This is a genomic window from Streptomyces sp. NPDC021212 (assembly GCF_044332925.1).
In the GTDB taxonomy this organism is placed as follows: Bacteria; Actinomycetota; Actinomycetes; order Streptomycetales; family Streptomycetaceae; genus Streptomyces.
Genome location: NZ_JBIRPZ010000002.1, coordinates 259,514 through 283,890 on the forward strand (window position 1 = coordinate 259,514; position 24,377 = coordinate 283,890).

At 72.7% G+C, this 24,377-nt stretch carries 22 protein-coding genes and 1 riboswitch; of the genes, 6 read left to right on the forward strand and 16 right to left on the reverse strand.

Annotated features, from left to right (window positions below; translation table 11 throughout):
- The first annotated feature begins 13 nt into the window (after positions 1–13).
- A complete protein-coding gene (locus ACH4SI_RS05380; RefSeq protein WP_398292835.1) occupies positions 14–646 on the forward strand; it encodes a uridine kinase in 633 nt (210 codons plus the stop codon).
- Positions 647–1,053: 407 nt separating this feature from the next.
- A complete protein-coding gene (locus tag ACH4SI_RS05385) occupies positions 1,054–2,952 on the forward strand; it encodes an AAA family ATPase (protein ID WP_398292837.1) in 1,899 nt (632 codons plus the stop codon).
- Between the two features lie 8 nt (positions 2,953–2,960).
- Here the strand turns inward: ACH4SI_RS05385 and ACH4SI_RS05390 are convergent, their stop codons facing one another.
- The 11 genes from ACH4SI_RS05390 to ACH4SI_RS05440 form a co-directional block, all read right to left on the reverse strand.
- Positions 2,961–4,115, reverse strand: a complete 1,155-nt coding sequence (locus tag ACH4SI_RS05390) for a hemolysin family protein (RefSeq protein WP_398292839.1) — start codon at positions 4,113–4,115, stop codon at positions 2,961–2,963.
- On the reverse strand, positions 4,112–5,512 hold the full coding sequence (locus ACH4SI_RS05395; protein WP_398292841.1) for a hemolysin family protein: 1,401 nt from the start codon (positions 5,510–5,512) through the stop codon (positions 4,112–4,114). The genes ACH4SI_RS05390 and ACH4SI_RS05395 overlap by 4 nt, the downstream gene beginning before the upstream one ends.
- Before the next feature lie 198 nt (positions 5,513–5,710).
- The gene (locus ACH4SI_RS05400) at positions 5,711–6,166 is read right to left on the reverse strand and encodes a PH domain-containing protein (RefSeq protein ID WP_398292844.1); all 456 of its coding nucleotides are present in this window, start codon (positions 6,164–6,166) and stop codon (positions 5,711–5,713) included.
- 53 nt (positions 6,167–6,219) lie between these two features.
- Entirely contained in the window at positions 6,220–7,068 is an 849-nt protein-coding gene (hisG, locus tag ACH4SI_RS05405; protein WP_391175666.1) for an ATP phosphoribosyltransferase, read from the reverse strand.
- A gap of 46 nt (positions 7,069–7,114) precedes the next feature.
- The gene (locus ACH4SI_RS05410) at positions 7,115–7,399 is read right to left on the reverse strand and encodes a phosphoribosyl-ATP diphosphatase (RefSeq protein ID WP_009713585.1); all 285 of its coding nucleotides are present in this window, start codon (positions 7,397–7,399) and stop codon (positions 7,115–7,117) included.
- A gap of 35 nt (positions 7,400–7,434) precedes the next feature.
- Positions 7,435–7,908 carry a 6,7-dimethyl-8-ribityllumazine synthase gene (ribH, locus tag ACH4SI_RS05415; RefSeq protein WP_398292847.1) on the reverse strand — a complete coding sequence of 158 codons (474 nt, stop codon included), beginning with the start codon at positions 7,906–7,908 and terminating at the stop codon, positions 7,435–7,437.
- Between the two features lie 38 nt (positions 7,909–7,946).
- Positions 7,947–9,299 (reverse strand): bifunctional 3,4-dihydroxy-2-butanone-4-phosphate synthase/GTP cyclohydrolase II, encoded by a 1,353-nt coding sequence (locus tag ACH4SI_RS05420; protein WP_398292849.1) that lies wholly within the window; start codon positions 9,297–9,299, stop codon positions 7,947–7,949.
- Positions 9,296–9,973, reverse strand: a complete 678-nt coding sequence (locus ACH4SI_RS05425; protein WP_398292851.1) for a nicotinamide riboside transporter PnuC — start codon at positions 9,971–9,973, stop codon at positions 9,296–9,298. Before ACH4SI_RS05425 ends, ACH4SI_RS05420 begins: the two co-directional genes overlap by 4 nt.
- Positions 9,970–10,578, reverse strand: a complete 609-nt coding sequence (locus ACH4SI_RS05430) for a riboflavin synthase (protein WP_398292853.1) — start codon at positions 10,576–10,578, stop codon at positions 9,970–9,972. Before ACH4SI_RS05430 ends, ACH4SI_RS05425 begins: the two co-directional genes overlap by 4 nt.
- A 1-nt stretch (position 10,579) precedes the next feature.
- Entirely contained in the window at positions 10,580–11,677 is a 1,098-nt protein-coding gene (gene ribD / locus ACH4SI_RS05435; RefSeq protein WP_398293901.1) for a bifunctional diaminohydroxyphosphoribosylaminopyrimidine deaminase/5-amino-6-(5-phosphoribosylamino)uracil reductase RibD, read from the reverse strand.
- A 202-nt stretch (positions 11,678–11,879) separates the two neighbouring features.
- Positions 11,880–12,010: riboswitch (FMN riboswitch) on the reverse strand.
- Positions 12,011–12,353: 343 nt separating this feature from the next.
- Positions 12,354–13,658, reverse strand: a complete 1,305-nt coding sequence (locus ACH4SI_RS05440) for an alginate lyase family protein (RefSeq protein ID WP_398292855.1) — start codon at positions 13,656–13,658, stop codon at positions 12,354–12,356.
- A gap of 157 nt (positions 13,659–13,815) precedes the next feature.
- Between ACH4SI_RS05440 and ACH4SI_RS05445 the strand changes: the two genes are divergently transcribed.
- Complete coding sequence (locus ACH4SI_RS05445; RefSeq protein ID WP_398292858.1) at positions 13,816–15,042, forward strand: MFS transporter; 1,227 nt, start codon at positions 13,816–13,818, stop codon at positions 15,040–15,042.
- On the opposite strand, the gene ACH4SI_RS05450 is transcribed toward ACH4SI_RS05445, so the two are convergent.
- Positions 15,039–16,514 (reverse strand): hypothetical protein, encoded by a 1,476-nt coding sequence (locus tag ACH4SI_RS05450; RefSeq protein WP_398292860.1) that lies wholly within the window; start codon positions 16,512–16,514, stop codon positions 15,039–15,041. The two genes, ACH4SI_RS05445 and ACH4SI_RS05450, sit on opposite strands and share 4 nt — an antisense overlap.
- Positions 16,515–16,684: 170 nt before the next feature.
- Between ACH4SI_RS05450 and ACH4SI_RS05455 the strand changes: the two genes are divergently transcribed.
- On the forward strand, positions 16,685–18,070 hold the full coding sequence (locus ACH4SI_RS05455) for a uracil-xanthine permease family protein (protein WP_398292862.1): 1,386 nt from the start codon (positions 16,685–16,687) through the stop codon (positions 18,068–18,070).
- Positions 18,071–18,504: 434 nt separating this feature from the next.
- Here ACH4SI_RS05455 and ACH4SI_RS05460 read toward each other — a convergent pair whose 3' ends face one another.
- Positions 18,505–19,350, reverse strand: a complete 846-nt coding sequence (locus ACH4SI_RS05460; RefSeq protein WP_398292864.1) for a helix-turn-helix transcriptional regulator — start codon at positions 19,348–19,350, stop codon at positions 18,505–18,507.
- 144 nt (positions 19,351–19,494) lie between these two features.
- Between ACH4SI_RS05460 and ACH4SI_RS05465 the strand changes: the two genes are divergently transcribed.
- Complete coding sequence (locus tag ACH4SI_RS05465) at positions 19,495–20,379, forward strand: NAD-dependent epimerase/dehydratase family protein (RefSeq protein ID WP_398292866.1); 885 nt, start codon at positions 19,495–19,497, stop codon at positions 20,377–20,379.
- 86 nt (positions 20,380–20,465) lie between these two features.
- Positions 20,466–21,167 (forward strand): DUF5995 family protein, encoded by a 702-nt coding sequence (locus ACH4SI_RS05470; protein WP_398292868.1) that lies wholly within the window; start codon positions 20,466–20,468, stop codon positions 21,165–21,167.
- Positions 21,168–21,173: 6 nt separating this feature from the next.
- On the opposite strand, the gene ACH4SI_RS05475 is transcribed toward ACH4SI_RS05470, so the two are convergent.
- From ACH4SI_RS05475 to ACH4SI_RS05485, 3 genes are all read right to left on the reverse strand, one after another.
- A complete protein-coding gene (locus ACH4SI_RS05475) occupies positions 21,174–22,883 on the reverse strand; it encodes a flavin monoamine oxidase family protein (RefSeq protein WP_398292871.1) in 1,710 nt (569 codons plus the stop codon).
- Between the two features lie 52 nt (positions 22,884–22,935).
- The gene (locus ACH4SI_RS05480; protein ID WP_398292873.1) at positions 22,936–23,736 is read right to left on the reverse strand and encodes a carbon-nitrogen hydrolase family protein; all 801 of its coding nucleotides are present in this window, start codon (positions 23,734–23,736) and stop codon (positions 22,936–22,938) included.
- A gap of 175 nt (positions 23,737–23,911) precedes the next feature.
- Positions 23,912–24,367 carry an Lrp/AsnC family transcriptional regulator gene (locus ACH4SI_RS05485; RefSeq protein WP_009713600.1) on the reverse strand — a complete coding sequence of 152 codons (456 nt, stop codon included), beginning with the start codon at positions 24,365–24,367 and terminating at the stop codon, positions 23,912–23,914.
- Positions 24,368–24,377 lie beyond the last annotated feature (10 nt).

The following is a 24,377-nucleotide window of genomic DNA, read 5'->3' on the forward strand; positions in this document are numbered from 1 at the left end:
AGAGTGGCCCTCCATGGAGACCGCCGACCGACCGGCCGAGACCCTTCGCGCGTTCGCGCGGCGGCTGCGCGCCCTGCCGCCGTCGTGCGGGCCGGTGCGGCTCGTCGCGGTCGACGGACACGCCGGTTCCGGGAAGACCACCTTCGCCGGGCGGCTGGCGGAGGCGCTGGGCGGCGCGCCCGTCGTCCATACGGACGATCTCGCCACGCACGAGGAGCCGTTCGGGTGGGCCGGGCGGTTGCAGGAGCACATCCTGACCCCGCTGAGCCGTGGCGACGCCGCCCGGTACGCCCCGTATGACTGGGTCGAGCGCCGCTTCGCGGACACCCGGCGGCGGCTGGACCCCGCGCCGGTGGTTCTCCTCGAGGGCGTCGGCACCGGGCGCCGCGCCGTGCGCCCGCAACTGGCCCATCTGGCATGGATGGAACTGTCCGACCGGGACTCCTGGCGGCGCGGAAGGCGGCGCGACGGCCCCGAATTGTCCACATTCTGGGACGGCTGGCAGCCATTCGAGCGCGCGCATTTCGCCGCCGACCCGTCGCGCCCTCATGCGGAAACTTTGATAGCGCAGCGAAAAGAGGGGTACGCGTTACTCACGGGGCCCGCCGCGACCACCCGAATCGCACCGGGCCGTCACCCAGCGTGAACACGAGGGAGCGGACCGGCCACACCCCCGCCCGGCCCGCCGCGCACACCCCAACTCGGCTTGACCTGGCGCCCATACAGGTCTTACGTTCTCAATGTGCGACTCGTACGAGTCGCCCCAGTACGCGAAGCCCCCGGTTGTTCCCCCGTGATCGGGGGCTTCGTCCTGTCCGGACCCGGTTCGAGGCCATTTTCCCGCTGCCGTACGGCACCGTATCGTCACCCTCGGTCACCTAGCCCATCCGGTCGTGCGCGCCCCTTACACGCCCCCGCGCACGCCCGCCAAGCCTTGTGCGATTGCGACGAACAACAGTGCGGCGCCCTCGGCTGGTGTGGCCTGCGCAGGTACGATGCGTAAAGGGCAGCCGCCCCGGCGGCATCCACGGGGGCAGGGTTGTGGGGGACGTGATGGATTTCGGCACGCAGGGTTCGCACACCCCGGCCGATCTCGCCTGGCTGCGTGCCGTGGACGCCTACACGATGGGCGCCTACGCACAGGCCGAGGAGGAGTTCCGGGCCGCGGTGCGGCACGATCCGGGCATGGCCGACGCATGGCTCGGCCTGCACGCGCTGCGTGCCGACACGGCGACCGCGCTGTTACGGATGTACCGGCACCGCGATCGCTTCGGCGAACAGCGCACCCGGCACCGCCGTACCCTCAACTCCTGGTACTGGCTGGGCTGGTGGGTCCAGCCCGTGCTGGAGACCAGCCGGGACCTGCTGCTGGCGCACGCCTCGCACTGGCTCGACGGCCGCCATGTCCCCGAGCTGGACCGGGCGCTGGCCGGCTGCCCGCCCGTGGAGGCCGATCCGCAGGCCCGCTTCCTGCACGCCTGCCGCGCGTATCTGGTCAAGGACTGGGAGCAGCTGGTCCGGCACACCGAACCACTGCTGGACGACCCCTTCCTCGGCATCGAGGCCGGGCTCTTCGGCGGCATGGCCCGGGTCCGGCTGGAGATGTACGGCCAGGCGGAACCGCTCCTGTCCGCCGCCCTGATGCGCTGCCGCAGCGAACAGCCCCAGCGCAAGGAGCTGCGCTACTGGCTCGCCCGCGCCCATGAGGGCACCGGGCGCAGCGCCGCGGCCCTCCCCCTGTACCGCGCGGTGCACCGCATCGACCCCACCTTCATGGACACCTCCGCCCGGCTGGCCGCGATAGCGGAGTCCGACGGCCTGGACGAGACGGCCGACCTCGCGGCCGTGACCCTGTCCGGGATCAGCACTCAGGACGCCACCGACGGCGCCGTCGGCGACCCCGCGGACACGCTGTCGGCCGCCGTCGATCCGGCCGACGGCCGTGATCTGCGCACCGGCGGCGACGGCGCCGAGGGCCCGCCGCTGATGACGCCTCCCGTGTCCGGCGCCGGCACCACCCGCGAGCGGGGCGGCCCGCCCGCCCAGCCCGGACCGTCCGACCCCGCCCTGCTGGAGAGCGCGCTGCAGGAGCTGGAGCGCATGGTCGGCCTGGAGCCGGTCAAGCGGCAGGTGCGGGCGTTGTCCGCGCAGCTCCACATGGCCCGGCTGCGCGCCGGGCAGGGCCTGCCGGTCCAGCCGCCGAAGCGGCACTTCGTCTTCTCCGGCCCCTCCGGCACCGGCAAGACCACCGTCGCCCGCATCCTCGGGCGGGTCTTCTACGCGCTCGGGCTGCTCGGCGGCGACCATCTGGTCGAGGCCGGGCGCGCCGATCTGGTCGGCGAATACCTCGGTCAGACCGCGGTCAAGGCCAACGAGCTGATCGACTCGGCGCTCGGCGGGGTCCTCTTCGTCGACGAGGCCTACAGCCTGTCCAACTCCGGCTACAGCAAGGGCGACGCGTACGGCGACGAGGCGCTTCAGGTGCTGCTCAAGCGCGCCGAGGACAACCGCGACCGGCTCGTCGTCATACTCGCGGGCTACCCCGAGGGCATGGACCGCCTCCTGGCCGCCAACCCCGGCCTCGGCTCCCGCTTCACCACGCGCGTCGACTTCCCCAGCTACCGCCCGCTCGAACTCACCCGCATCGGCGAGGTACTGGCCGCGGAGAACGGCGACGAGTGGGACGAGGAGTCCCTGGAGGAGCTGCGCAGCATCAGCGGCCACGTGGTCGACCAGGGCTGGATAGACGAGCTGGGGAACGGGCGCTTCCTGCGCACCCTGTACGAGAAGAGCTGCGCGTACCGGGATCTGCGGCTGTCGGGGTGGACCGGCGTGCCGACCCGGGACGACCTGGCGACGCTGCGGCTGCCGGATCTGATGCAGGCGTACGGGGAGGTCCTGTCGGGCCGCGGTCCGATGTACCGCGACCCGGAGGACCCCCCGCTGCCGTAAGGCCCGCGCTAGCGGGAGACCATCGCGGGCTCCTCCGGGGCCGAGGCCGAAGCCGGGGCCGTAGCGGAGGCGGAGGCCGGGACCTGGACCGGTGTTCCGCCGCGCGGCCCGGCCGCCGGGCGGCCGCGGCCGCTGTCCCGGTGGGACGGGTCCCGGACCTCGCCGACCAACATCTCCAGCACGTCCTCCAGCGCGACCAGCCCCAGCACCTTGCCGGACGCGTCGGCCACGGCGGCCAGGTGCGAGGCCGCCCGCCGCATCGCGGTGAGCGCGTCGTCCAGCGGCAGCTCGGCGCGCAGGGTCTCGATCGGATGCCAGACCCGCTGGGGGACCGCCCGTTCGGGGGCCTCCAGGTCCAGGACGTCCTTCACGTGCACATAGCCCATGAAGGCGCCACCGGCGCCGCGCACCGGGAAGCGCGAGTAGCCGGTCCGTACCGTCAGCTCCTCGATCTGCCGGGGCGTGACCGAGGGGGCGACGGTGACCAGGCCCGCCGGGTCGAGCAGGACGTCGGTGACCGGGCGGCTGCCCAGCTCCAGGGCGTCGGCGAGCCGTTCGTGCTCCTCGTCGTCGAGGAGCCCGGCCTGCCGGGAGTCCTCGACCAGATGGGTCAGCTGCTCGCTCGTGAAGACGGCCTCCACCTCGTCCTTGGGCTCGACCCGGAAGAGCCGCAGCACCAGCCGGGAGCACGCGCCCAGCATGGCGGTGACCGGACGGCACAGCCGGGCGAAGCCGACCAGGCCGGGGGCGAGCCACAGCGCGGTCTTCTCGGGCGCCGCCATGGCCAGGTTCTTCGGCACCATCTCGCCGATCACCAGATGCAGGCAGACGACGACGGCGAGGGCTATGGCGTAGCCGAGGGGGTGGACGAGCCCCTCGGGCAGGTGCACCAGGTGGAAGACCGGCTCCAGCAGCTTGGCGACGGTCGGCTCGGCGACCGCGCCGAGGGTCAGCGAGCAGACGGTGATGCCGAACTGCGCGGCGGCCATCATCTGCGGCAGGCTCTCCAGCCCGGTGAGCACCGTACGGGCCCGCGCGGAGCCCTCGGCCGCCCGCGGCTCGATCTGGCTGCGGCGTACGGAGACCAGGGCGAACTCGGCGCCGACGAAGAACCCGTTGGCGAGGACCAGAAGAGCGGCGAAGAGGAGTTGGACGAGGCTCATCGCTCAGTTTCCTTCTCGGTTACGGCGGCTGCGCCGGCAGAACCGGCACCGGTCGCGGAACCGGCTCCGGCACTCGTACCCGCTCCGGTCCTGACGATCCGTACCCGCTCCGCCCGGTGGTGGCCGACCTGCCGGACGGCCAGCTTCCAGCCGGGCAGCTCGGCGGTGTCCCCGGGGGCGGGGATCCGGGCGAGCAGATCGGCGACCAGACCGGCCACCGTCTCGTACGGCCCGTCGGGCACCTCCATACCGATCCGGCGCAGGGTGTCGACGCGGCAGGCCCCGTCGGCGTCCCAGGCGGGCCGGCCGTCCTCGGCGACGGTCTGGGCCAGGTCGGGCGTGTCGGCGGCCTCGTCGTCGTGCTCGTCGCGGACCTCGCCGACCAGCTCCTCGACGATGTCCTCCAGGGTGACGACGCCGGCCGTGCCGCCGTACTCGTCGACGACCACGGCTATCGGCTGCTCGCTGCGCAGCCGCTCCAGCAGCGGCTGGACGGGCAGCGTCTCGGGGACGAGCAGCGGGAGCTGGGCGATGGACTCGACGGAGGTGCGCAGCCGGTCGTCCGCGGGCACCGCGAGGGCGTCCTTGAGGTGGACCATGCCGATGACCTCGTCCAGGCGGTCGCGGTAGACCGGGAACCGGGAGAGTCCGGTGGCCCGGGTGAGGTTGAGCACGTCCACGGCGGTCGCCGTGGACTGCAGCGCGCTGACCCGCACCCGCGGGGTCATCACGTGCTGTGCGGTGAGGTCGCCCAGCGAGAGGGTGCGGACGAACAGATCGGCGGTGTCCTGCTCGATCGCCCCGGCCAGCGCCGAGTGGCGGGCCAGCGAGACCAGCTCACCGGGGGTACGGGCGGACGCCAGCTCCTCGGTGGGCTCGACGCCCAGCGTCCGCACCAGCCGGTTGGCGACCGTGTTGAGCAGGGCGATGACGGGCCGGAAGAAGTGGGCGAAGGCGGACTGCGGCCCCGCGACGAAGCGGGCGACCTGGAGCGGCCGGGAGACCGCCCAGTTCTTGGGCACGAGTTCGCCGATCACCATCTGGACGGCCGAGGCCACCAGCATGCCGATGACGACGGCGACGCCGGAGACGGCGCCCTGCGGCAGCCCCACCGCGGACAGCGGCGCGGTCAGCAGATGGCCGAGCGCGGGCTCGGCGAGCATGCCGACCACCAGGGAGGTGATGGTGATGCCGAGCTGGGTGCCGGAGAGCTGGAAGGACAGCTCGCGCAGCGACTCGACGACGGTACGGGCGCGCCGGTCGCCTTCTTCGGCGGCCCGCTCCGCGTCCGGCCGCTCGACCGTGACCAGGCCGAATTCGGCGGCCACGAAGAAGCCGTTGGCGAGGATGAGGACGAGTGCCGCGGCGAGCAGCAGGAGAGACAGGGTGACGCTCATGCCGCCGCCTCGGGGTCGGCGGCGGCGCAGGTACTACAGGACGATCCGTCCATCTCTGGAGGGAGTCACTCCTCGGGTCGCAGGGGAGGCCCGCCGGCTGCGCGCGCGGCGCGCGGGCAGGTCGAGGCGGGGCGGGGCATCGTTCGGCCCCGGCAACAGAGTAAACAAGGTTGGGCGGTTACGGGCAGGCCCCCAGGCTCAGGACCTTCCGCCGCCCGTGCCGTGGCGTTCGGCGAGGGCGCGCAGGGTACGGGCGTCGTCGATCGCCCGCGCCTTCGCGACGCCCACCTGGATGCCCATCGCGGGCAGGCTGGTGCCGTCGGCGAGGTCCAGGTACACCCAGGCGTCACCGGGCCGCAGATTGACCCGCAGCACCTCGGCCCACTCCAGCCGGCGGGTGGTGATGAGGTTGACCACGGTCACACCGGCCTCGTCGGCCACCACCTTGGGGCGGCTGAACAGCGCCAGTGCCGCGAGGAACAGCAGTCCGGTGATGATGAAGCTGGCCTGCTCGCCCGGGGACAGGTTCTCCAGGAGCAGTGCGATCGCGGTGAGGGCGACGACGAGGGCCGCGCCGGTGGTCAGCAGGACGATCCGGGTGACGGTCGGCCGGAAGGTGACCGGAAGGACGGGCGGCTGGGCGGCGGCGGACACGTGTGATGGGTCTCTCTCGGGAGAGGCGGAGTGAGGAGGGGTGAGCCGGGCGCTCAGAGGCGGCAGGCGTGGATGCCCGTGGTGAGGATGGCCCGCGCCCCCAGCTCGTACAGCTCGTCCATGATCCGCTGGGCGTCCTTGGAGGGGACCATCGAGCGGACCGCGACCCAGCCCTCGTGGTGCAGCGGGGAGACGGTGGGCGACTCCAGGCCGGGGGTGAGCGCCACGGCCCGCTCGACCTGCTCGACCCGGATGTCGTAGTCCATCATCACGTAGCGCCGGGCCACCAGGACGCCCTGCATCCGGCGGAGGAACTGGCGCACCTTGGGGTCGTCGGTGGGCGCGCCGGTGCGGCGGATCACGACCGCCTCCGACTCCAGGATGGGCTCGCCGATGATGTCCAGACCGGCGTTGCGCAGGGTGGTGCCGGTCTCCACGACATCCGCGATGATCTCGGCGACGCCGAGCTGGATGGCGGTCTCCACGGCGCCGTCCAGGTGGACGACGGCGGCGTCCACCCCGTGGTCGGCGAGGTGCTTGGTGACCAGGCCGGAGAAGGAGGTGGCGACCGTCATCCCGCCGAACTCGCTCACATCGGTGGCCGTGCCGGGCCGGGTGGCGTAGCGGAAGGTGGACCCGGCGAAGCCGAGCTGCAGGATCTCCTCGGCCTGGGAGCCTGAGTCGAGCAGCAGGTCACGGCCGGTGATGCCGATGTCCAGGCGGCCGGAGCCGACGTACACGGCGATGTCGCGGGGGCGCAGGAAGAAGAACTCGACGTCGTTGTCGGAGTCGACCAGGACGAGTTCCCTGCGGTCCTTGCGCTGCCGGTAGCCCGCCTCATGGAGCATCGCCGACGCAGGCTCGGACAGTGAACCCTTGTTGGGGACGGCGATGCGCAGCATGAGAGGTGTTTCCTTCGTACGAGGGGTGGGGTTGAGCGGGGGTGGTTCAGAGGTGGGCGTAGACGTCGTCGAGGGTGAGTCCCTTGGCGACCATCATCACCTGGAGGTGATAGAGGAGCTGGGAGATCTCCTCGGCGGCCGCCGCGTCGCTCTCGTACTCGGCGGCCATCCACACCTCGGCGGCCTCCTCGACGACCTTCTTGCCGATCGCGTGCACACCGGACTGGAGCAGCTCGGCGGTACGGGAGGTGGCGGGGTCGGCCGTGGCGGCCTTCTGCTGGAGCTCGGCGAAGAGCTCCTCGAACGTCTTCTTGGACATGGTGTGCGCCATCCTACTTGTGTCGGACGACTCACCTTCGCGCAGGTCTACGCCACCGACCTCAGGGTGACGGCGGTGGCGACGGCGGCGGTGACCGCCTCATGCCCCTTGTCCTCGCTGGAACCGGCGATTCCCGCCCGGTCCAGGGCCTGCTCCTCGGTGTCGCAGGTCAGCACGCCGAAGCCGATGGGCACACCAGTGTCCACGCCGACCTGGGTGAGGCCCTGGGTGACGCCCTGGCACACATAGTCGAAGTGGGGCGTGCCGCCCCGGATCACGACGCCCAGCGCCACGATCGCGTCGTAGCCGCGGTCGGCGAGGACCTTGGCGACGACCGGCAGCTCGAAGCTGCCGGGCACCCGCAGCACGGTCGGCTCGGCGATGCCCAGCTCGCCGAGGGCCCGCCGGGCGCCGTCGACCAGGCCGTCCATCACCTTCTCGTGCCACTGCGCGGCGATGACGGCCACGCGGAGGTCCCCGCAGTTCTCCACGGACAGTTCGGGGGCACCCTTACCGCTCACGTCACTCCTCAAGTTCTTTGGTACGTACGGGTGGTTCTCTACTGGTTGCCGCAGGCGGACACGGGCTCCGGGCTCTGCGCGCGGCGGTCGCCCTCCAGCCAGGGCAGGTCGTGCCCCATCCGGTCCCGCTTGGTCCGCAGGTAGCGCAGATTGTGCTCCCCGGCCTGGACGGGCATCGGCTCCCGGCCGGTGACCCGCAGCCCGTGGCGGACCAGGGCGGTGGTCTTCTCGGGGTTGTTGGTCATCAGCCGCAGGGAGCGCACGCCCAGGTCGGCCAGGATCTCGGCGCCCGCAGCGTAGTCGCGCGCGTCGGCGGGCAGGCCCAGCTCCAGGTTGGCGTCCAGGGTGTCCCGGCCCAGCTCCTGGAGCTGGTACGCGCGCAGCTTGGACAGCAGCCCGATGCCGCGCCCCTCGTGGCCGCGCAGATACAGCACCACGCCGCGGCCCTCGGCGTTCACCCGCTCCAGGGAGGCGTGCAGCTGGGGGCCGCAGTCGCAGCGCAGCGAGTGGAAGACGTCGCCGGTCAGGCACTCGGAGTGGACCCGGACCAGCACGTCCTCGCCGTCGCCGATGTCGCCCCGGACGAGGGCGATGTGCTCGACGCCGTCGGCGGTCGCGCGGTAGCCGTACGCCTGGAAGTCGCCGAAGGCGGTGGGCAGCCGGGTGGTGGCCTCGCGCCGCACGGCGGGCTCGGCGGCCCTGCGGTACGCGATCATGTCGGCGATGGAGATGATCGCGAGGTCGTGCTTGTGGGCGAACGCGACCAGGTCGGGCAGGCGCAGCATCACGCCGTCCTCCCCCGCGATCTCGCAGATCACGGCCGCCGGGCGCAGTCCGGCCAGCCGGGCGAGGTCGACCCCGGCCTCGGTGTGGCCGTCGCGGGCGAGCACGCCGCCGGGGCGGGCCCGGAGGGGGAAGATGTGGCCGGGGCGCACGAAGTCGCCGGGGGTGATGTCCGGGTCGGCCAGCAGGCGCAGCGTGGTGGCCCGGTCGGCGGCGGAGATGCCGGTGCTGACGCCGTGTTCGGCGGTGGCGTCGACGCTCACGGTGAAGGCGGTCCGCATGGACTCGGTGTTGTCCTCGACCATCTGCGGGAGCCGCAGCCGGTCGAGGTCGTCGGCCTCCATGGGGGCGCAGATCAGTCCGCGGCACTCGTTCATCATGAAGGCGACGATCTCCGGGGTGATCGTCTCGGCGGCGGCGATGAGGTCGCCCTCGTTCTCCCGGTCCTCGTCGTCCACGACAACGACGGGGCGGCCCGCCGCGATGTCGGCGATCGCCCGCTCGACGGAGTCCAGCGCCAGTTCGTCGGGCGGCCATGCGGCGGCGGAGGCGTCGGCGTCGTTCTCGGCTACCGGTCGCGGCTGTGTCTCCACGTAGACCTCGCTCATGACACTGACGCTCCTTCCATTGCGGGTGTGGTCGCGCTCGGGGACGTCCGGGGGTTCTCGGTGCGGGAGCGCAGCCACCAGTCGCGCGCGCCCCACAGGACGAGTGCGAAGTAGATGACGTAGACGAGGCCGGAGAAGGCCAGTCCGCTGCTGAAGGCGAGCGGGACGCCGACCACGTCGACCAGCATCCACGCGAACCAGAACTCGATCAGGCCGCGGGCCTGGGCGACCATCGCGGCGAGGGTGCCGACGAAGATGTAGGCGTCGGGCCAGGGGTTCCAGGACAGTTCGGGGACCGCGGTGAACAGGGCGCCCACCGCGAGGGTGCCGACCGCCAGGCCGGTGAGGAGCGCCGCGCGCTCGCGGCCGGTGGCGAAGCGGACGGTGACCGCGCCGCCCTCGTCGCGGCGGCCCCGCCGCCACTGCCGCCAGCCCCAGGCGGCGACGCCGATGACCAGGAGCTGCTTGCCGACGCCGCCGCTGAGGTGGGCGGTGGCGTAGGCGGCGACCAGGACGACGCCGGAGGCGAGCTGGGCGGGCCAGGTCCACAGGGAGCGGCGGCGGCCGAGGGCGAGGGCGATCAGGCCGATAGTGTTGCCGATCGCGTCCGACCACAGGATGTGCTGGCCGAATATCTGCCCGGCCTCGGCGCCCAGCCAGTCGAGGGACATCATTCGATCGCCTTCTTTTCCCCATGGGTGAGCAGGCGCTCGACGTATTTGGCGAGGACGTCCACTTCGAGGTTGACCGGGTCGCCGGACTGCTTGACCCCGAGGGTGGTGAGGTCGAGCGTCGTCGGGATGAGGCTGACGCTGAAGTAGTCGGGGCCCGCGTCCACGACGGTCAGGCTGATGCCGTCGACCGTGATCGAGCCCTTCTCGACCACATAGCGGGCGAGTTCGGACGGCAGCGAGATCGTGACGATCTCCCAGTGCTCGGACGGCTTGCGCTCGATGATGGTCCCGGTGCCGTCCACATGGCCCTGGACGAGGTGGCCGCCGAGCCGCCCGCCGAGCGCCATGGGGCGCTCCAGGTTGACGCGGGAGCCGACGGTGAGCGCGCCGAGGCTGGAGCGGTTCAAAGTCTCCGCCATCACGTCGGCGCTGAACTGGCCGTCCCCGGTGTCGACGACGGTGAGACAGACGCCGTTGACGGCTATCGAGTCGCCGTGGCGCGCGCCCTCGGTGACGACGGGGCCGCGCACCTGGAAGCGGGACGCGTCGCCCAGGTTCTCGACGGCGACGATCTCACCCAGTTCTTCGACAATTCCGGTGAACACTTCAGTTCTCCTCGGCGAGGGTGGTGGTGGGTGCGACGGGGGCGGTGGGGACGGCGGTGATGCGCAGATCGGGGCCGAGCCGGGTGACGTCGGCCGTATTCAGCCGCAACGCCTGCGCGATCGTGGTGATTCCGGCGTCGGCGAGGACGGCGGGGCCCGCGCCGAGCAGTACGGGGGCGAGATAGCCGACGACCTTGTCGACGGTGCCCGCGGCGAGGAACGCCCCGGCGAGGGTGGGCCCGCCCTCCAGCAGGACGGAGCGGACGCCGCGGTCGTGGAGGGCGGCGAGGAGCGCGGCGATGTCGAGCCCGCGCCCCGCTTCCGCGCGGGGCAGCCGTACGGTCTCCGCGCCGGCCGGCAGCCGCCCGGTGTCGGCGTCCTCGGCCACGGCGACGAGCGTGGGCGCGGCGTCGTCCAGGATGCGGGCGTCCGGCTTGAGCGCGGTCGCGTCGGTGTCGACGGCGACCCGCAGCGGCTGGGTGACGCCGTCCCGGCCGCGTACGGCGAGGTGCGGATCGTCGGCGCGCAGGGTGCCGGAGCCGACGAGCACGGCGTCCGCCTCGGCACGCAGCCGGTGCACATCGACGCGGGCGGCGGACGAGGTGATCCAACGGCTGGTGCCGTCGGCCGCGGCGCTGCGGCCGTCCAGGGTGGCGGCGTACTTCCACAGCACGAAGGGGCGGCCGCGGCGCATCGCGGTCAGCCAGGCCTCGTTGACCGCCTCCGCCTCGTCGGTCAGCGGCCCGGCCGCGACGGCGAGCCCGGCTGCGGCGAGGGTCGCGGCGCCGCCGCGCGCCTGGGCGGTGGGGTCGCCGACGGCGTAGCGGACGCGGGCGATCCCGGCGTCGATGAGCGCCTGGGCGCAGGGGCCGGTGCGGCCGGTGTGGTTGCAGGGTTCGAGGGTGACCAGTGCGGTGCCGCCGCGGGCCCGCTCCCCCGCCGCGCGCAGGGCGTGCACCTCGGCGTGCGGGCCTCCGGCGCGCTGGTGCCAGCCCTCGCCCGCCGGCTCGCCCTCGGCGTCGAGGATGACGCAGCCGACGACGGGGTTGGGGCTGGTGTGGCCGAGACCGCGGGCGGCGAGCGTGATGGCGCGGCGCATCGCGCGGGCTTCGGCCGCTGCGGTCGCCGTTGCTCCGGCTGCGGGGGCCACCGGGTCCTCCTGCCTCTTCGGGCACGGACTCCGGGGCTGTCGGAACGACATGGAGCGGAAACGCCGCCGCCGGGGCGCCGGGATGCTCGCGTACGGTCCGCGCCGAGAGCGCGGCCGCCGCGAAGACGGCGCACCGGTGAAGTCGCTACCGCCGCGCACTGCCTCCCATCCGGACTTTCACCGTCGGTCCAGGAATTTCACCTGGTCAACCGGCCGCTGGCGGCGGACGGGTCGCGGACTGTAACCGCCGGTTCGGATTTTCACCGACCCCGGAGTGCGCTGACGTCACTGGTACGGCTTCAGTGTGCCACGGCGATCAGCGCAGGTGCAGGCGGGGCCGGTGTGGGCTGGCTCACCCGGCCCGGCGCCCGGTTGCCCATCGCCCGCCCCTCCCCTTCCCGAACCGGGGCCCGACCCCGTGCCCCTGGCGAACACCACGCCGGCCGGGTCGGCGCCCCACCCCATGCGGTGAGGGCTCCGCCGTTCCCGGGCCGGGAGTCCGGACAGGGCTCGCCACCCGATGCTCCCGAACCGGCGGACGGGATCGGCCCGGTGGGGCCTCCCCGGGCCGGGGGCCCGGGGGCTTGCCCCCGGTTCGGGAAGGGGCGGGGTGGGGGAAAGCCCCCTAGCCCTGCGCGATGCTGTCGAGCTGTTCCACCGCGGGGCGCAGCGACCACAGGTCGCCGCCGGGCGGGGCCGGGAGCTTGCCGAGGGCCGCGCGGGCCCGGCGGTCGCCCGCGTCGGCCGCCGCGTGCACCAGGTCGCTCGCGGCGTACGCCTTGAACTCCAGGTCGGGGTACGGCCATGGCTTCGCCCCCGTGGCGGCGGGCAGCAGGAAGTCGACGGCCTTGAAGAGGTTCGAGCCGGTAGGTCCTGTGTAGCGCCACAGGTCGACGCCGACGTGCCGCCCCACGGCCGCCATCCGGGTGTAGGCGACGAGGTTGAACGTGGAGTAGTGGAAGCTGCGGGTGCGGGCGAGTTCCTGGGGCTGGCTGCCGTCGGCCGCGATCTGGGTGTCGACGCGCTTGGTCCGGGCGTCGCGGACGACCTTACGGGCGAGGTCCCGGTCGCCCACGGCGGCGGCGATGGCGGCGATCTGCATGTCGGCGAAGGTGCCGTGGTTGTTCTCGGCGGCGCTCTCCTCCTTGCCGAAGTCGCTGTTCACCAGCCAGTCCAGGAACTGCTTGTTCCAGGTGCGGAAGCCCGCGTGGTCGCCCTTGGTCCAGCCCGGGGCGCCGGTGTCGAGGATGGCGGCGGCGTCCAGGAGGCTGGTGAAGCCCTGGGAGAAGTCGATGATGCCGATGGAACGGCCGTCGAACTTGCAGGGGATGAACTGGGCATGGTTCAGGCTGGGGTTCATCCGGGTCGCCGGGGTGACGAACCAGGTCCGCAGGATGTCGGCGGCGTGCTCGGCGTAGTCGCGCTTACCGGTGTAGTACCAGGCGAGGGACAGCTCGTAGGCGGATTCGAAGACCTTCCCGACCTCGGGGCGGTCCGTCATCTTGTCCACATCGGGGTTCCGTTGGCCATCCTTCTGAACGTAGGGGCAGCCATACGGGTTGTCGTCGGTCTTGGGCTCGCTCGGCCACCAATAGGGGGCCTGGCTGAAGTAGTCGTGCTTGTCGCCGCTCGGCGGCACCTGGTCCTTGTCGGTGACGGTCCACGGCCCCTGGGTCATCCACTGGTCGGCCTGGGTGGTCAGATCACGCAGGGTCCGCTTCAGCCCACGGTCTCCGAGCTGCAGTTTCAGCTTCGTCTGGGCCAGTCTCGGGCCGTCGAGCACCACCGTGTCCGGCACCCGGCCGGACCCCCGGCCGCGGTCGGCGCCCTGGGCGGAGGGCGCCGCCAACGCCACCAGGAGGGCGAGCAGGGCGGCGAGGACGACGATCGCGCGGGTGGGTCTCCCGCGCACCGCTGGAGTCGCAACCATCGAGCACTCCAATCAGCTATCTGAACGGAATTCAGAATCGAGATTGGAGGTCAGAGTAGAGACGGACCATGACCACGACAAGAGATCGCGCGGAAATGGCCTTGAGCCGGCCCGCCGGGCATGCGCAGAGTACGGACATGAGCAGCGATGAGCAGCGATGAAAAGCAGCGCGGAACCGCCCCCGCGTGACGTACGGCGCGCCCGCATGGCCGTCGCCACGGTGTTCGCGGTCCACGGCGCGGTCACCGGCAACTTCGCCACCCGTATCCCCTGGGTGCAGGAGCAGTTGGGCATCAGCGCCGGTCAGCTCGGGATCGCCCTCGCCTTCCCGGCCATCGGCGCCTCCTGCGCGATGCCACTGGCCGGGGCGGTCAGCCACCGCTTCGGCGCCCGCGCGGGCTTGCGCGGGCTCATCGCCCTGTGGTGTCTGGCCCTGGTCCTGCCCCCGCTCTCCCCCGGCCCGGTGTGGCTGTGCGGGGCGCTCTTCGTGTACGGGGCGACCGCCGGGATGGCCGACGTCGCCATGAACGCCCTCGGCGTGGAGATCGAGGAACGGCTGGGCCGGTCGATCATGTCCGGGCTGCACGGCATGTGGAGCGCGGGAGCGCTGCTCGGCTCGGCGGCGGGCACGGTCGCCGCCCACGCGGACACCGACGCCCGGGTGCACCTCGGGATCGCCGCCGCCGTGCTCACGCTGCTGGGCACCGGCGCCTGCCGGTGGGTCCTCGACCTGCGCGGCGCGCCCGAGGAGCATCCGCCGCCCCGCTTCGCCCTGCCGCCCCGCTCCGCGCTGGTCATCGGCGCGGTGGGGCTCTGCGCGGTCTTCGCCGAGGGCGCGAGCCTGGACTGGTCGGCGGTCTATCTGCGGGAGGTGCTGGACTCCTCCCCCGGCGTCGCCGCGGCCTGCACCACGGCCTTCTCCTGCATGATGGCCGCGGCCCGGTTCGCCGGTGACGCGGTGGTGGGCCGCATCGGTCCGGTGCGGACGGTGCGGGCGAGCGGCGTGCTGGCCACGCTCGGCGGGGTGCTGGTGGTCACGGCCGTGGGTCCGCTGCCGGCGATCGCCGGATTCGGCCTCATCGGCCTGGGCATCGCGGTCGTCGTTCCCCTCGCCTTCGCCGCCGCCGGGCGCAGCGGCCCGGCCCCGAGCCAGGCGATCGCGGGCGTCGCGACGATCATGTACACCTCTGGGCTGATCGCCCCGGCGGCCATCGGCTCGATCGCCGACCTGACCTCGCTGACCGTCTCGTTCGGCCTGGTCACGGCGCTGTCGCTGGGGCTGGTGGCCGGGGCCGGGGTGCTGCGCGGATCCGCCGCGGCGGCCCCGGGCGCCACCCCCGAGCCCGGCCGGGCGGACCGCGCCCCCGATACGACGGCTCCCTAGCGCCTCACGAACTCCGTGGTAGTGAAGGAGGTCTTGTCCCGGGAGGTGGTGCCGTCGGTGATCCACCAGCGGGTGGGCTGCTCGCCGTAGAGGCCGAAGTAGGTGCCGGACCCCCAGTTCAGGATCAGTTCGTCCTTGCCGTCGCCGTCGAAGTCGGCGGCCCCCGCGGGCCGGGCGTGCCGCCACTTCTCGGGCGTCTTCTCGCCGTCGGCCTTCGCGGGCCCCCGCCGTGTGACCGGGGTGCGCTCGTCGCCGTCGATGAGCGTGGCCCCCTCGTACGTGGCGACCAGGATGCCGTCGCGGCCGTCTCCGTCGGGATCGGCCGCCGTGAAACCACCCGGTCCGTACGGGGTGGACGCGCCCTTGGGCGCCTCCGGCAGCCGGTGCGTGACCGGTGCGCCGCCGCTGCCCGGATACACGGTCAGCTTTCCGTCGACGTCCGCCGGTTCGGTCCCCTCGCCGGGCTCGTCGTTGCGGCTGCCGTCGTCCCCGACGGCCACGTCGCGCTGCCCGTCGCGGTCGAAGTCGCCGAAGGCGTGGGCGTTCCCGCCGCGCAGCTTCCGGCCCTCGGCGGACAGGCCGGTGCCGCGGCTGGCCGGGTACAGGGTGCTGGGGGACTGCTCGCCGTCGCTGATGCCGTGCACGAGCAGGGAGGTCGCGCGGCCCTTGCCGGACGGGTCGATCTCGTCCGCGGCCAGGTCCCCGTCCGTGAACGGCAGGCTGGTGTCGGTACGCTTCGGCTCGCCGGAGCGGGTGAACGGGCCGTACAGCACCACCGTGGAGGACTGGTTCTGGGCGAGCCCCGCGAGGTCGTGGTGGCCGTCGCCGTCGAAGTCGCCGCGCACCACCGAGGTCACGCCCAACTTCGACGCGCTCTCCGGCAGCCGCACCGGGATCGCCCCGGCGCCCTTCGCCGGATCGCCGGACCCGCCCCAGGTGACGTACGGGGCCGACCGCGCGGCGCTGATGTGCCCGTCCCCCACAGGCTCCCCCGTCGCCGCGGTCGTGACGACGTCCGCGAAGCCGTCGCCGTCCAGGTCGGCGGTGACCACGTCCTTCGTGGCGACGGAATCGCGTCCGGCGGCGCCGACCGGGGGATTCGCCGGAGGGCCTGGCAGGCCCAGGTCACGGCGGCCCAGGACGGTGCGGGTCGCGGGGTCGAGCCCCTTCGCCGAGCCGTAGACCACCCCGACCCTTTCGTCGGTGCCTTCGGCGGGGTCCTGACCGGGCTGGGTGAAGAGGGGCAGCACGAGGTCACGGTGGCCGTCCCCGTTGAGGTCGTCCGGGTCCTTCGACCCCTTCCCCCGGGATGGCGCCCGGCTCTCGGTGGGCGCACTGGGCTGCCCGGCGGCCGAAGTCCCGCCCTTGGAGGAGGACGGCTCGCCGCCGTCCGAACCGCAACCGGTGAGCGCGGCGAGGGCCAGGCAGAGGGCGCCGACGGCGAGGGCGTGGAGGGTGGATCGAGGTGCCATGCGGGCCACCCTCACACCCGGCGCGGCGCCAACTCCAGGGCGGCGGGGGGACTGTTGCCCAGTTGTCGAGCAACCGTCGGGTTGCGGATCCGGGCGAGGCCGGGCGGCGTGTTTTCGGCCAACTAACATTGCTCCGATCCCCCTCTATTCAGAAGAGAAGTGGAGCAGTCATGGGCCTCGGTGTGCGCTGGACCCTGCACGGTGACGGGCGCACCCCCGCCCCGGGAGCCGTCGTCCGGCCGGATGAGCGGCTCTCGTGGCCGAGGACGGCGGGCCTCGGCGCCCAGCATGTCGTGGCGATGTTCGGGGCCAGCTTCGTCGCCCCCGTGTTGATGGGCCTCGACCCCAACCTCGCGATCATGATGTCCGGGGTCGCGACCATGCTGTTCCTGCTGGCGACCCGCGGCCGGGTGCCCAGCTATCTGGGGTGCAGCCTATCGTTCGTCGGCGTGGCCGCGGTCATCCGGGCGCAGGGCGGCGGCAGCGCCGCCGTCACCGGGGCGATTCTGGTGGTGGGCGGCGTGCTGCTGCTGAGCGGGCTCGCGGTTCGGCGCTTCGGGGCGCGCATCATCCACGCGGCGATGCCGCCCGTGGTGACCGGTGCGGTGGTCATGCTGATCGGCTTCAACCTCGCGCCGGTGACCGCCTCGACGTACTGGCCCGCCGACCAGTGGACCGCGCTGCTGACCATGCTGCTCACCGGGGCGGCCGTGGTCTGTCTGCGTGGCTTCTGGTCGCGGATCGCGATCTTCCTCGGGCTGGTCTTCGGCTACGCGGTCTCCTTCGTCTTCGACCGCCTCTTCGGCAAGATCCACTCGATCGGCGGCGGCGGACGGGTCACCGACCACTGGCGGCTGGACCTGTCCGGCGTCGCCAAGGCCGACTGGGTGGGGCTGCCGTCCCTGCACGCTCCCGAGTTCCACTGGTCGGCGATCCTGGTCGCGCTGCCGGTCGTCATCGCGCTGATCGCCGAGAACGCCGGGCATGTGAAGGCCGTCGGCGAGATGATAGGCGACCCGCTCGACGACCAGCTGGGCACGGCGATCGCGGCGGACGGCGCCGCGACCGTGCTGTCGACCGCGGTCGGCGGCCCGGCCACCACCACGTACTCCGAGAACATCGGCGTCATGGCCGCCACCCGCGTCTACTCCACCGCCGCCTACTGGGCCGCGGCCGGCTTCGCCCTCCTCTTCGGCCTGTGCCCGAAGTTCGGCGCGGTCGTGGCGGCGGTGCCGGGTGGGGTGCTGGGCGGCATCACGGTGATCCTTTACGGCATGATCGGGCTGCTCGGCGCGCAGATCTGGGTGCACAACGACGTGGACCTGCGGAACCCGCTGAACCTGGTGCCGGTGGCGGCGGGTGTGGTCATCGGCGTCGGCGGTGTGAACCTGAAGCTCAGCGACAACTTCGAGCTGAGCGGGATCGCGCTCGGGACGATCGTGGTGATCGTCGGCTACCACGCGCTGCGGGCGCTGGCGCCGGACCATCTGAAGCCGGCGCGGGAGCCGTTGCTGGACGCGGGGACCAGCGCGTACGACGACGACCGCGCGCCGTAGGGTCCTTCCCCCACCCCGCCCCTTCCCGAACCGGGGACACCCCGGGCCCCCGCGGGCGTGCCCCCGGCATGCCGCTCGGCTGCGCCCGGCTTACGCCGTAGGACCCTTCCCCTACCCCGCCCCCTCCCGAAACCGGGGACACCCCGGCCCCGGCGGGCATGCTCTCGGCTCCCCCCCGGCCACCGCCAGGAGCTACCCCCACTCTCGCTGCCTTGCCGGGCTCGTCCGAGGCCCCCGCGCGGACGCCCCGGGCACGCGCCCGAGCCCGCGCCCGGATCACGGCCCCGACAGGGCCTGCCGCCACGCGGCGCGGCCGGGGACGGCACCCCGTCCCGAGCCCGGGCGCGCCCCGGGCGGAGGCGCGGATCGCCGCCGCATCCCGCGGACCGCGCACGGGGCCGAAGGGGCGGGGTCGGGGATGAACCTCGGCGCGCTCAGCCGCTGGGGGTCAGGTCCTGCAGGCCCACCACCCGCAGCAGTTCCAGCCGGGCGGCGGACTCGCTGCCCGGGGTCGCCGTATGGACGATCAGGCGCTGGGCGTGTTCCGCGCTCAGCAGGACCTCGCACTCCAACTCCAGCGTGCCCACCACGGGGTGGACGAAGCGCTTGACGACCGAGCGGCGTACCGCGACCTCGTGGGTCTCCCACAGGGCCGCGAAGTGCGCGCTGGTCGCGCGCAGTTCGGCGACGAGGGCCGCCGGGCCCGGGTCGTCGGGGCGGGCGGCGACCACGGCGCGCAGGTTGGCCACGTGGGTGCGGGCGTGCCCGTCGAGATCCTCGGGCGGGAAGATCCAGGAGTCATACTGCCGGCTGAAGAAGCTCCGCACGATGTTGCGGTCATCGGGTGGGCGCGCGGTGATGTCGCCGACCAGGGCCGCCGCCATCGCGTTCTGGGCCAGCACATCGCCCCAGTCGGTGATCACCTGTGCCGGGGTGTCGTACAGCCGGTCCAGGACCCGCAGCAGACCGGGGCGCACATGCCCGGACGTGGTCCCGTCGCGTGGCGGCTCCTCGCCGACCAGGTGGAACAGATGGTCGCGTTCGTCGTCCGTGAGTCGGAGCGCACGCGCGAGCGCGGTCAGCATCTGGCGGGAGGGGCGTGGGCCGCGGGCCTGTTCCAGCCGGGTGTAGTAGTCCGGGGACATGCCGGTGAGCTGGGCGACCTCTTCCCGGCGCAGCCCGGGCGTACGCCGCCGCGGGCCGGGCGTCAGCCCCACGTCGGCGGGGCCGAGGCGGGCGCGGCAGCGGCGCAGGAAGTCCGCGAGTTCCGTACGGTGCACGGCTCCATGGTCGCGCCGCGGCCGTTCCGTATCCAGCCCGTATCCAGGGACTGTCGATCCCTGGATACGCAGGTCTCTCCCGTCGCTCCACCGCCCGCCGCAGGCTGACCACCAAGCGATCGAGAGCGAAGGGTGGATGGTCGAATGCCGTTGATTCTGGTGACGGGTGTGACGGGACGCGTGGGGCAGCGGTTCACGAAGCGGCTGCTGGAGGGGGCCCGGTCCGGTACCGAGGTACGGGTGCTGGTCCGCGACGAGGGGCCGGGCGCACCGTTCGCGGCGCTCGGCGCGCAGGTCGCGGTGGGTGATCTGCGCGAGGAGAAGGATCTACGGAAGGCGATGGACGGGGCGAACGCCGTCGTCAACATCGCGGCGGCCTTCCGCGGGGTGCCGGACGAGGAGGCGTGGGCGGTCAACCGGGACGCCGCGGTGGCGCTGGGCCGGGCCGCGGTGGAGGCGGGCACGAGCCGGTTCGTCCAGGTCAGCACCAATCTGGTGTACGGCGCCTCGCGCGGGCGTCCACTGGTGGAGGACGACGAGAGCGTGCCCGGCGGCGTGTTGTGGGGCGCGTACCCCGCCTCGAAGGCGGAGGCCGAGCGGGAACTGCTGGCGCTGCATCGCGACCACGGGCTGGACCTGCGGATCGGCAGCCTGTCCTTCGTGTACGGGGACGGCGACCCGCATCTGGCCGAGGCGCTCGGGCTGGCCGCGGGCTGGGCCGGGAACCAGCGGCTGGCCATGGTCCACCACGCGGATGTGACCCAGGCGCTGCTGCGGCTGCTGCGCGCGCCCGGCGGTACGGCGGGCGGCTCGGTGTCGGGGCGGAAGTACAACATCGTGGACGACGCCCCGGCGACCGCCGTGGAGCTGCACCAGATCCTCGGGGCGCCGCTTCCCGAGGGCATGACCGAGCGGACGGACGGCGACACCTGGTGGGGGTGCACCTCCAACCTGCGGCTGCGCGAGGAGCTGGGCTGGCGTCCGCTGTATCCGACGATGTGGACGGCCCGCGACGCGGGCGCGCTGTAACGGTCATGCCGATACGTTGAGCCGTCCGGGGGATGCGACGGCACACCAACGGCCGGCAAGGGGTGCGCGCTGCCACGCTGTTCCCCATGACGATGCCCGCCCAGCGGCTGGAGACGCCGCGCACCGTGCAGAGCGTCGTGGCGCGCATGAGCGCGCTCGGCGCGGCGCTGCCGCCCGAGGACGGGGTGGCGGTCTTCAACCGGGTGTATCTGTCGGTCACCGAGGAGGTCGGCCGCCGCCTCGGCACCGGCTACTTCGAGGACGCGGCCGCCACCGAGGAGCTGGACGTGCGGTTCGCCGGCCGCTATCTGGCGGCGGTCGACGCGGGGGCGGCCGGGCGGCGGCCGCCCGCCTGCTGGCGGCCGCTGTTCGAGCTGCGGGCCCACCCGGCCGTCCGCCCGGTGCAGTTCGCGATGGCCGGGATCAACGCGCACATCGGGCACGACCTGGCGCTCGCGCTGGTGGACACCTGCCGGGCCCGGCGCGCGGAACCGGCCACCCTGGAGGGCGACTTCGACCGGGTCGGGGCGCTGCTGGCCGGGATGGAGGAGCGGATCCGGGAGGAGCTGATGCCCGGCCCGGATCCGCTGGAGGCAGCCGATCCGCTCACCCATCTCGTCGGCTCCTGGAGCCTGGACAAGGCGCGGGACGCCGCGTGGGCGGCGTTCCGCGCCCTGTGGGGGCTGCGGGCGCTGCCGGAGCTGGTCGAGGAGTTCGCGGAGCGGATCGACAAGAGCGTGGGGCTCGTCGGGCGCTGTCTGCTCACTCCCCTGCCGCCCACGGGATGAGCGCGCTCAGTCCTCGGGGAGTTCCACGGGCGCGATCTCGTCGTACATATCGCCCGGCCCCGGGTTGCCCGGATCGGTGGCGCCGCCGAAGCGGTGCATCACCCCCCACACCACGTTGAGCGCGGTCTGGACGGCGCCCTCGGCCCAGCCCGCGGTCCAGGAGATGTCGTCGCCCGCGAGGAAGATGCCGCGCTGCCCGGCCGGCAGCCGGTCCTGCATGAAGTGGGTGAACAGCCGCCGCTGGTAGCGGTAGTGGCCGGGCAGGTTGGCCTTGAACGCGCCCATGAAGTACGGCTCGTTCTCCCACGACACCGTGACCGGGCTGCCGATGATGTGCTTGCGGATGTCGACCTTCGGATAGATCTCCGACAGCGACTTCAGCATGACCTCCATCCGCTCGTTCGCGGACAGCGGCAGCCATTTGAGGCTGTCGTCGCACCAGGTGTACGAGAGGCAGATGACGGCGGGCCGGTCCGGGCCGTTGTCCAGGAGGTACGTACCGCGGGTCATCCGGTCGGTGAGCGTCATGCTCATCGTGTCCCGGCCCGTCTCCTCGTCGCGATCGAGCCAGAAGGGCCGGTCCACGGGCACGAAGAGCTTGCTGGACTCCATGTAGTGGGTGCGCTCGATCGCCGTCCAGTGGTCGATCGGGAAGAGCGAGTCATCGCAGTCGATCTTGGAGAGCAGCATCCAGGACTGCGCGGTGAAGACGACCGCCCGGTACGAGCGGATGTCACCGTCGGCGTCCGTCACCACGATCCGGTCGCCCGCGGCGCGGTGCAGCCGGGTCACGGCCGGGCGCGGCGCGCCGTCGTGCAGGGAGGACAGCGAGGTGCCCGGCGCCCAGTGGACGATCTTCTGCGGCTCGCGCTCCCATAGCCGCAGCGGAAGCTGCTGGCTGCCGCCGACGATGCCGCGGTGGTGGTCGTCGGCCTCGGTGTAGACGACGCGGAGGATCTCCAGGATGGAGTTGGGGAAGTCGGTGTCCCATCCGCCGGTGCCGAACCCGACCTGGCCGAAGATCTCCCGGTGGCGGAAGGAGGTGAAGGCCGAGGAGTCGCAGAGGAAGCCGTAGAACGTCTGGTTGTCGAGCTTCTCCACGAGCCGCGCCCAGATCTCGCGGATGCGCGGGACGTCGCGCTCGCGGATGGCGCGGTTCATGTCGGAGAAGTCCGCGCCCTCCTCCAGGCAGGCGTTCCAGGCGTCCGCGACCTCGCGGTACACCTGCGGCAGGTCGTCGATGGTGCGGGCGTAGTGGGACTCGCCCTTGAGGTCGACGACGGTGGAGGGGGTGTCCGGGGCCAGCGGGTTGGGGAACGGCTCGGTGGCCAGGCCCACCAGGTCGATGTAGTGCTGGAGCGCGGTGGAGGACGGCGGGAACCGCATCGCGCCCATCTCGGCGGTCAGCTCTCCGTCGCAGCCCTCGAACCCGACGGTGCGCAGCCGCCCGCCGATCCGGTCGGCCTCGTACACGACGGGCTTGAGGCCCATCTTCATGAGCTCGTACGCGGTCACGATGCCGGACAGCCCGCCGCCGATGACCGCGACCTCGCTGCCGTGCTCGGTCGCCGGTATCTGGCCGAGGCCCGCGGGGTGGTTGAGGAAGTCGTCGTAGGCGTACGGGAAGTCCGGGCCGAACATGGTGACCGGCGGGAGGGTGTCGGTGTGCTCGGACTCGTGCTCGTCGTGGACGGCGGTGGGCACCGTGGACGTCATCGGGTACGGACTCCTTGCGGATGCGGCGGTGAGGGTGGGGAGAGGTGAAGGGTCAGCCGAGGGACCCGTACAGCCCGGGGCGGCGGTCGCGCAGGTAGGTGTTGATCCGGCGCGAGGTGGCCAGCAGCCTGGGGTCGGCGTCGCCGAGGACCAGTTCCTCGGAGCGCCCGGCGCGGGCGCGCATGGTGCCGTCGGGCCCGGCCAGACAGCTCAGCCCGATGAAGTCGAACTCGCCCTCGGGGCCGCTGCGGTTGACGTACGCGATGTACATCTGGCTCTCGAAGGCCCGTACCGGGACGAGGGATTCGGCGACGAACTGGAAGGGGTGCATCTGGGCGGTCGGCACGAGCAGCAGATCGGTCCCGGCCAGGGCATGGGCCCGGACGTTCTCCGGGAACTCCACGTCGTAGCAGATCATGATGCCGATCGTGAGCCCGCCCAGCTCGGCCTGGACGACGGGGGTGTCACCGGGGGTGAACCAGTCGTTCTCGAAGCAGCCGAAGAGGTGGGTCTTGCGGTAGTTGGCGAGCGGGGTGCCGTCGGGGCCGACCAGGCGGGCGGAGTTGTGGACGGCCTCGCCGTCGCCGCGCTCCGGGTAGCCGTACAGGACGGCGATGCCGTGCTCGGCGGCGATCTCGGCCACGGCCCGGCCGCTCGGCCCGTCGGCGGGTTCGGCCAGCCGGTGCACGCCGTCGCCGATGGCGTAGCCCGTGAGGTACATCTCGGACGTGACCAGCAGCCCGGCCCCGTCCGCCGCGGCGCGCTCGGCGGCGGCGTCGAGGGCCTTGAGGTTGTGGGCGGGGTCGCCGGGGTGACCGGAGCTCTGGAGCAGGGCGGTGCGCAGCGGCGGCATGGAGACCTCTGGGGAGACGTGACGTACGCAGAAAACGGTACGTTGCGCCGAGAACGACCGACAAGCCGCGATCGTTGCGCGCTCGCCGTGGATCCGTTACGCGTTTTCGACCCCGTACGGCGATTCGTTGCGCGGGTCCCGGAGCGGCGATGTCGCCGCTCCGGGACGGGGCGCGTTACGTCGGGGCGCCCGAGGTGTAGCGCCGCAGGAGCGGCGACAGCACCAGCACCGACTTGGTGCGCTCCACGAACGGCTCGCCCGCTATCCGCTCGAGCACCCGCTCGAAGTGGCGCATGTCGGCGGCGAAGACCTGGACGACGGCGTCCGCGTCGCCGGTGACGGTCGACGCGGACGCCACCTCGGGGTAGCGCGACAGACCCCGGCGGATGTCGTCGGGCGAGGTGTTGTGGCGGCAGTACAGCTCGACGAACCCCTCGGTCTCCCAGCCCAGCGCCGCCGGGTCCACCCGTACGGTGAAGCCGGTGATGGCGCCGTCGGCCCGCAGCCGGTCCACCCGCCGTTTGACGGCGGGGGCGGACAGGCCGACCAGTTCGCCGATGTCGGCGTAGGAGCGCCGGGCGTCTTCGGCGAGGGCGTGGACGATGCGTTCGTCGAGGTCGTTCAATCGCACTGCGGGGGAA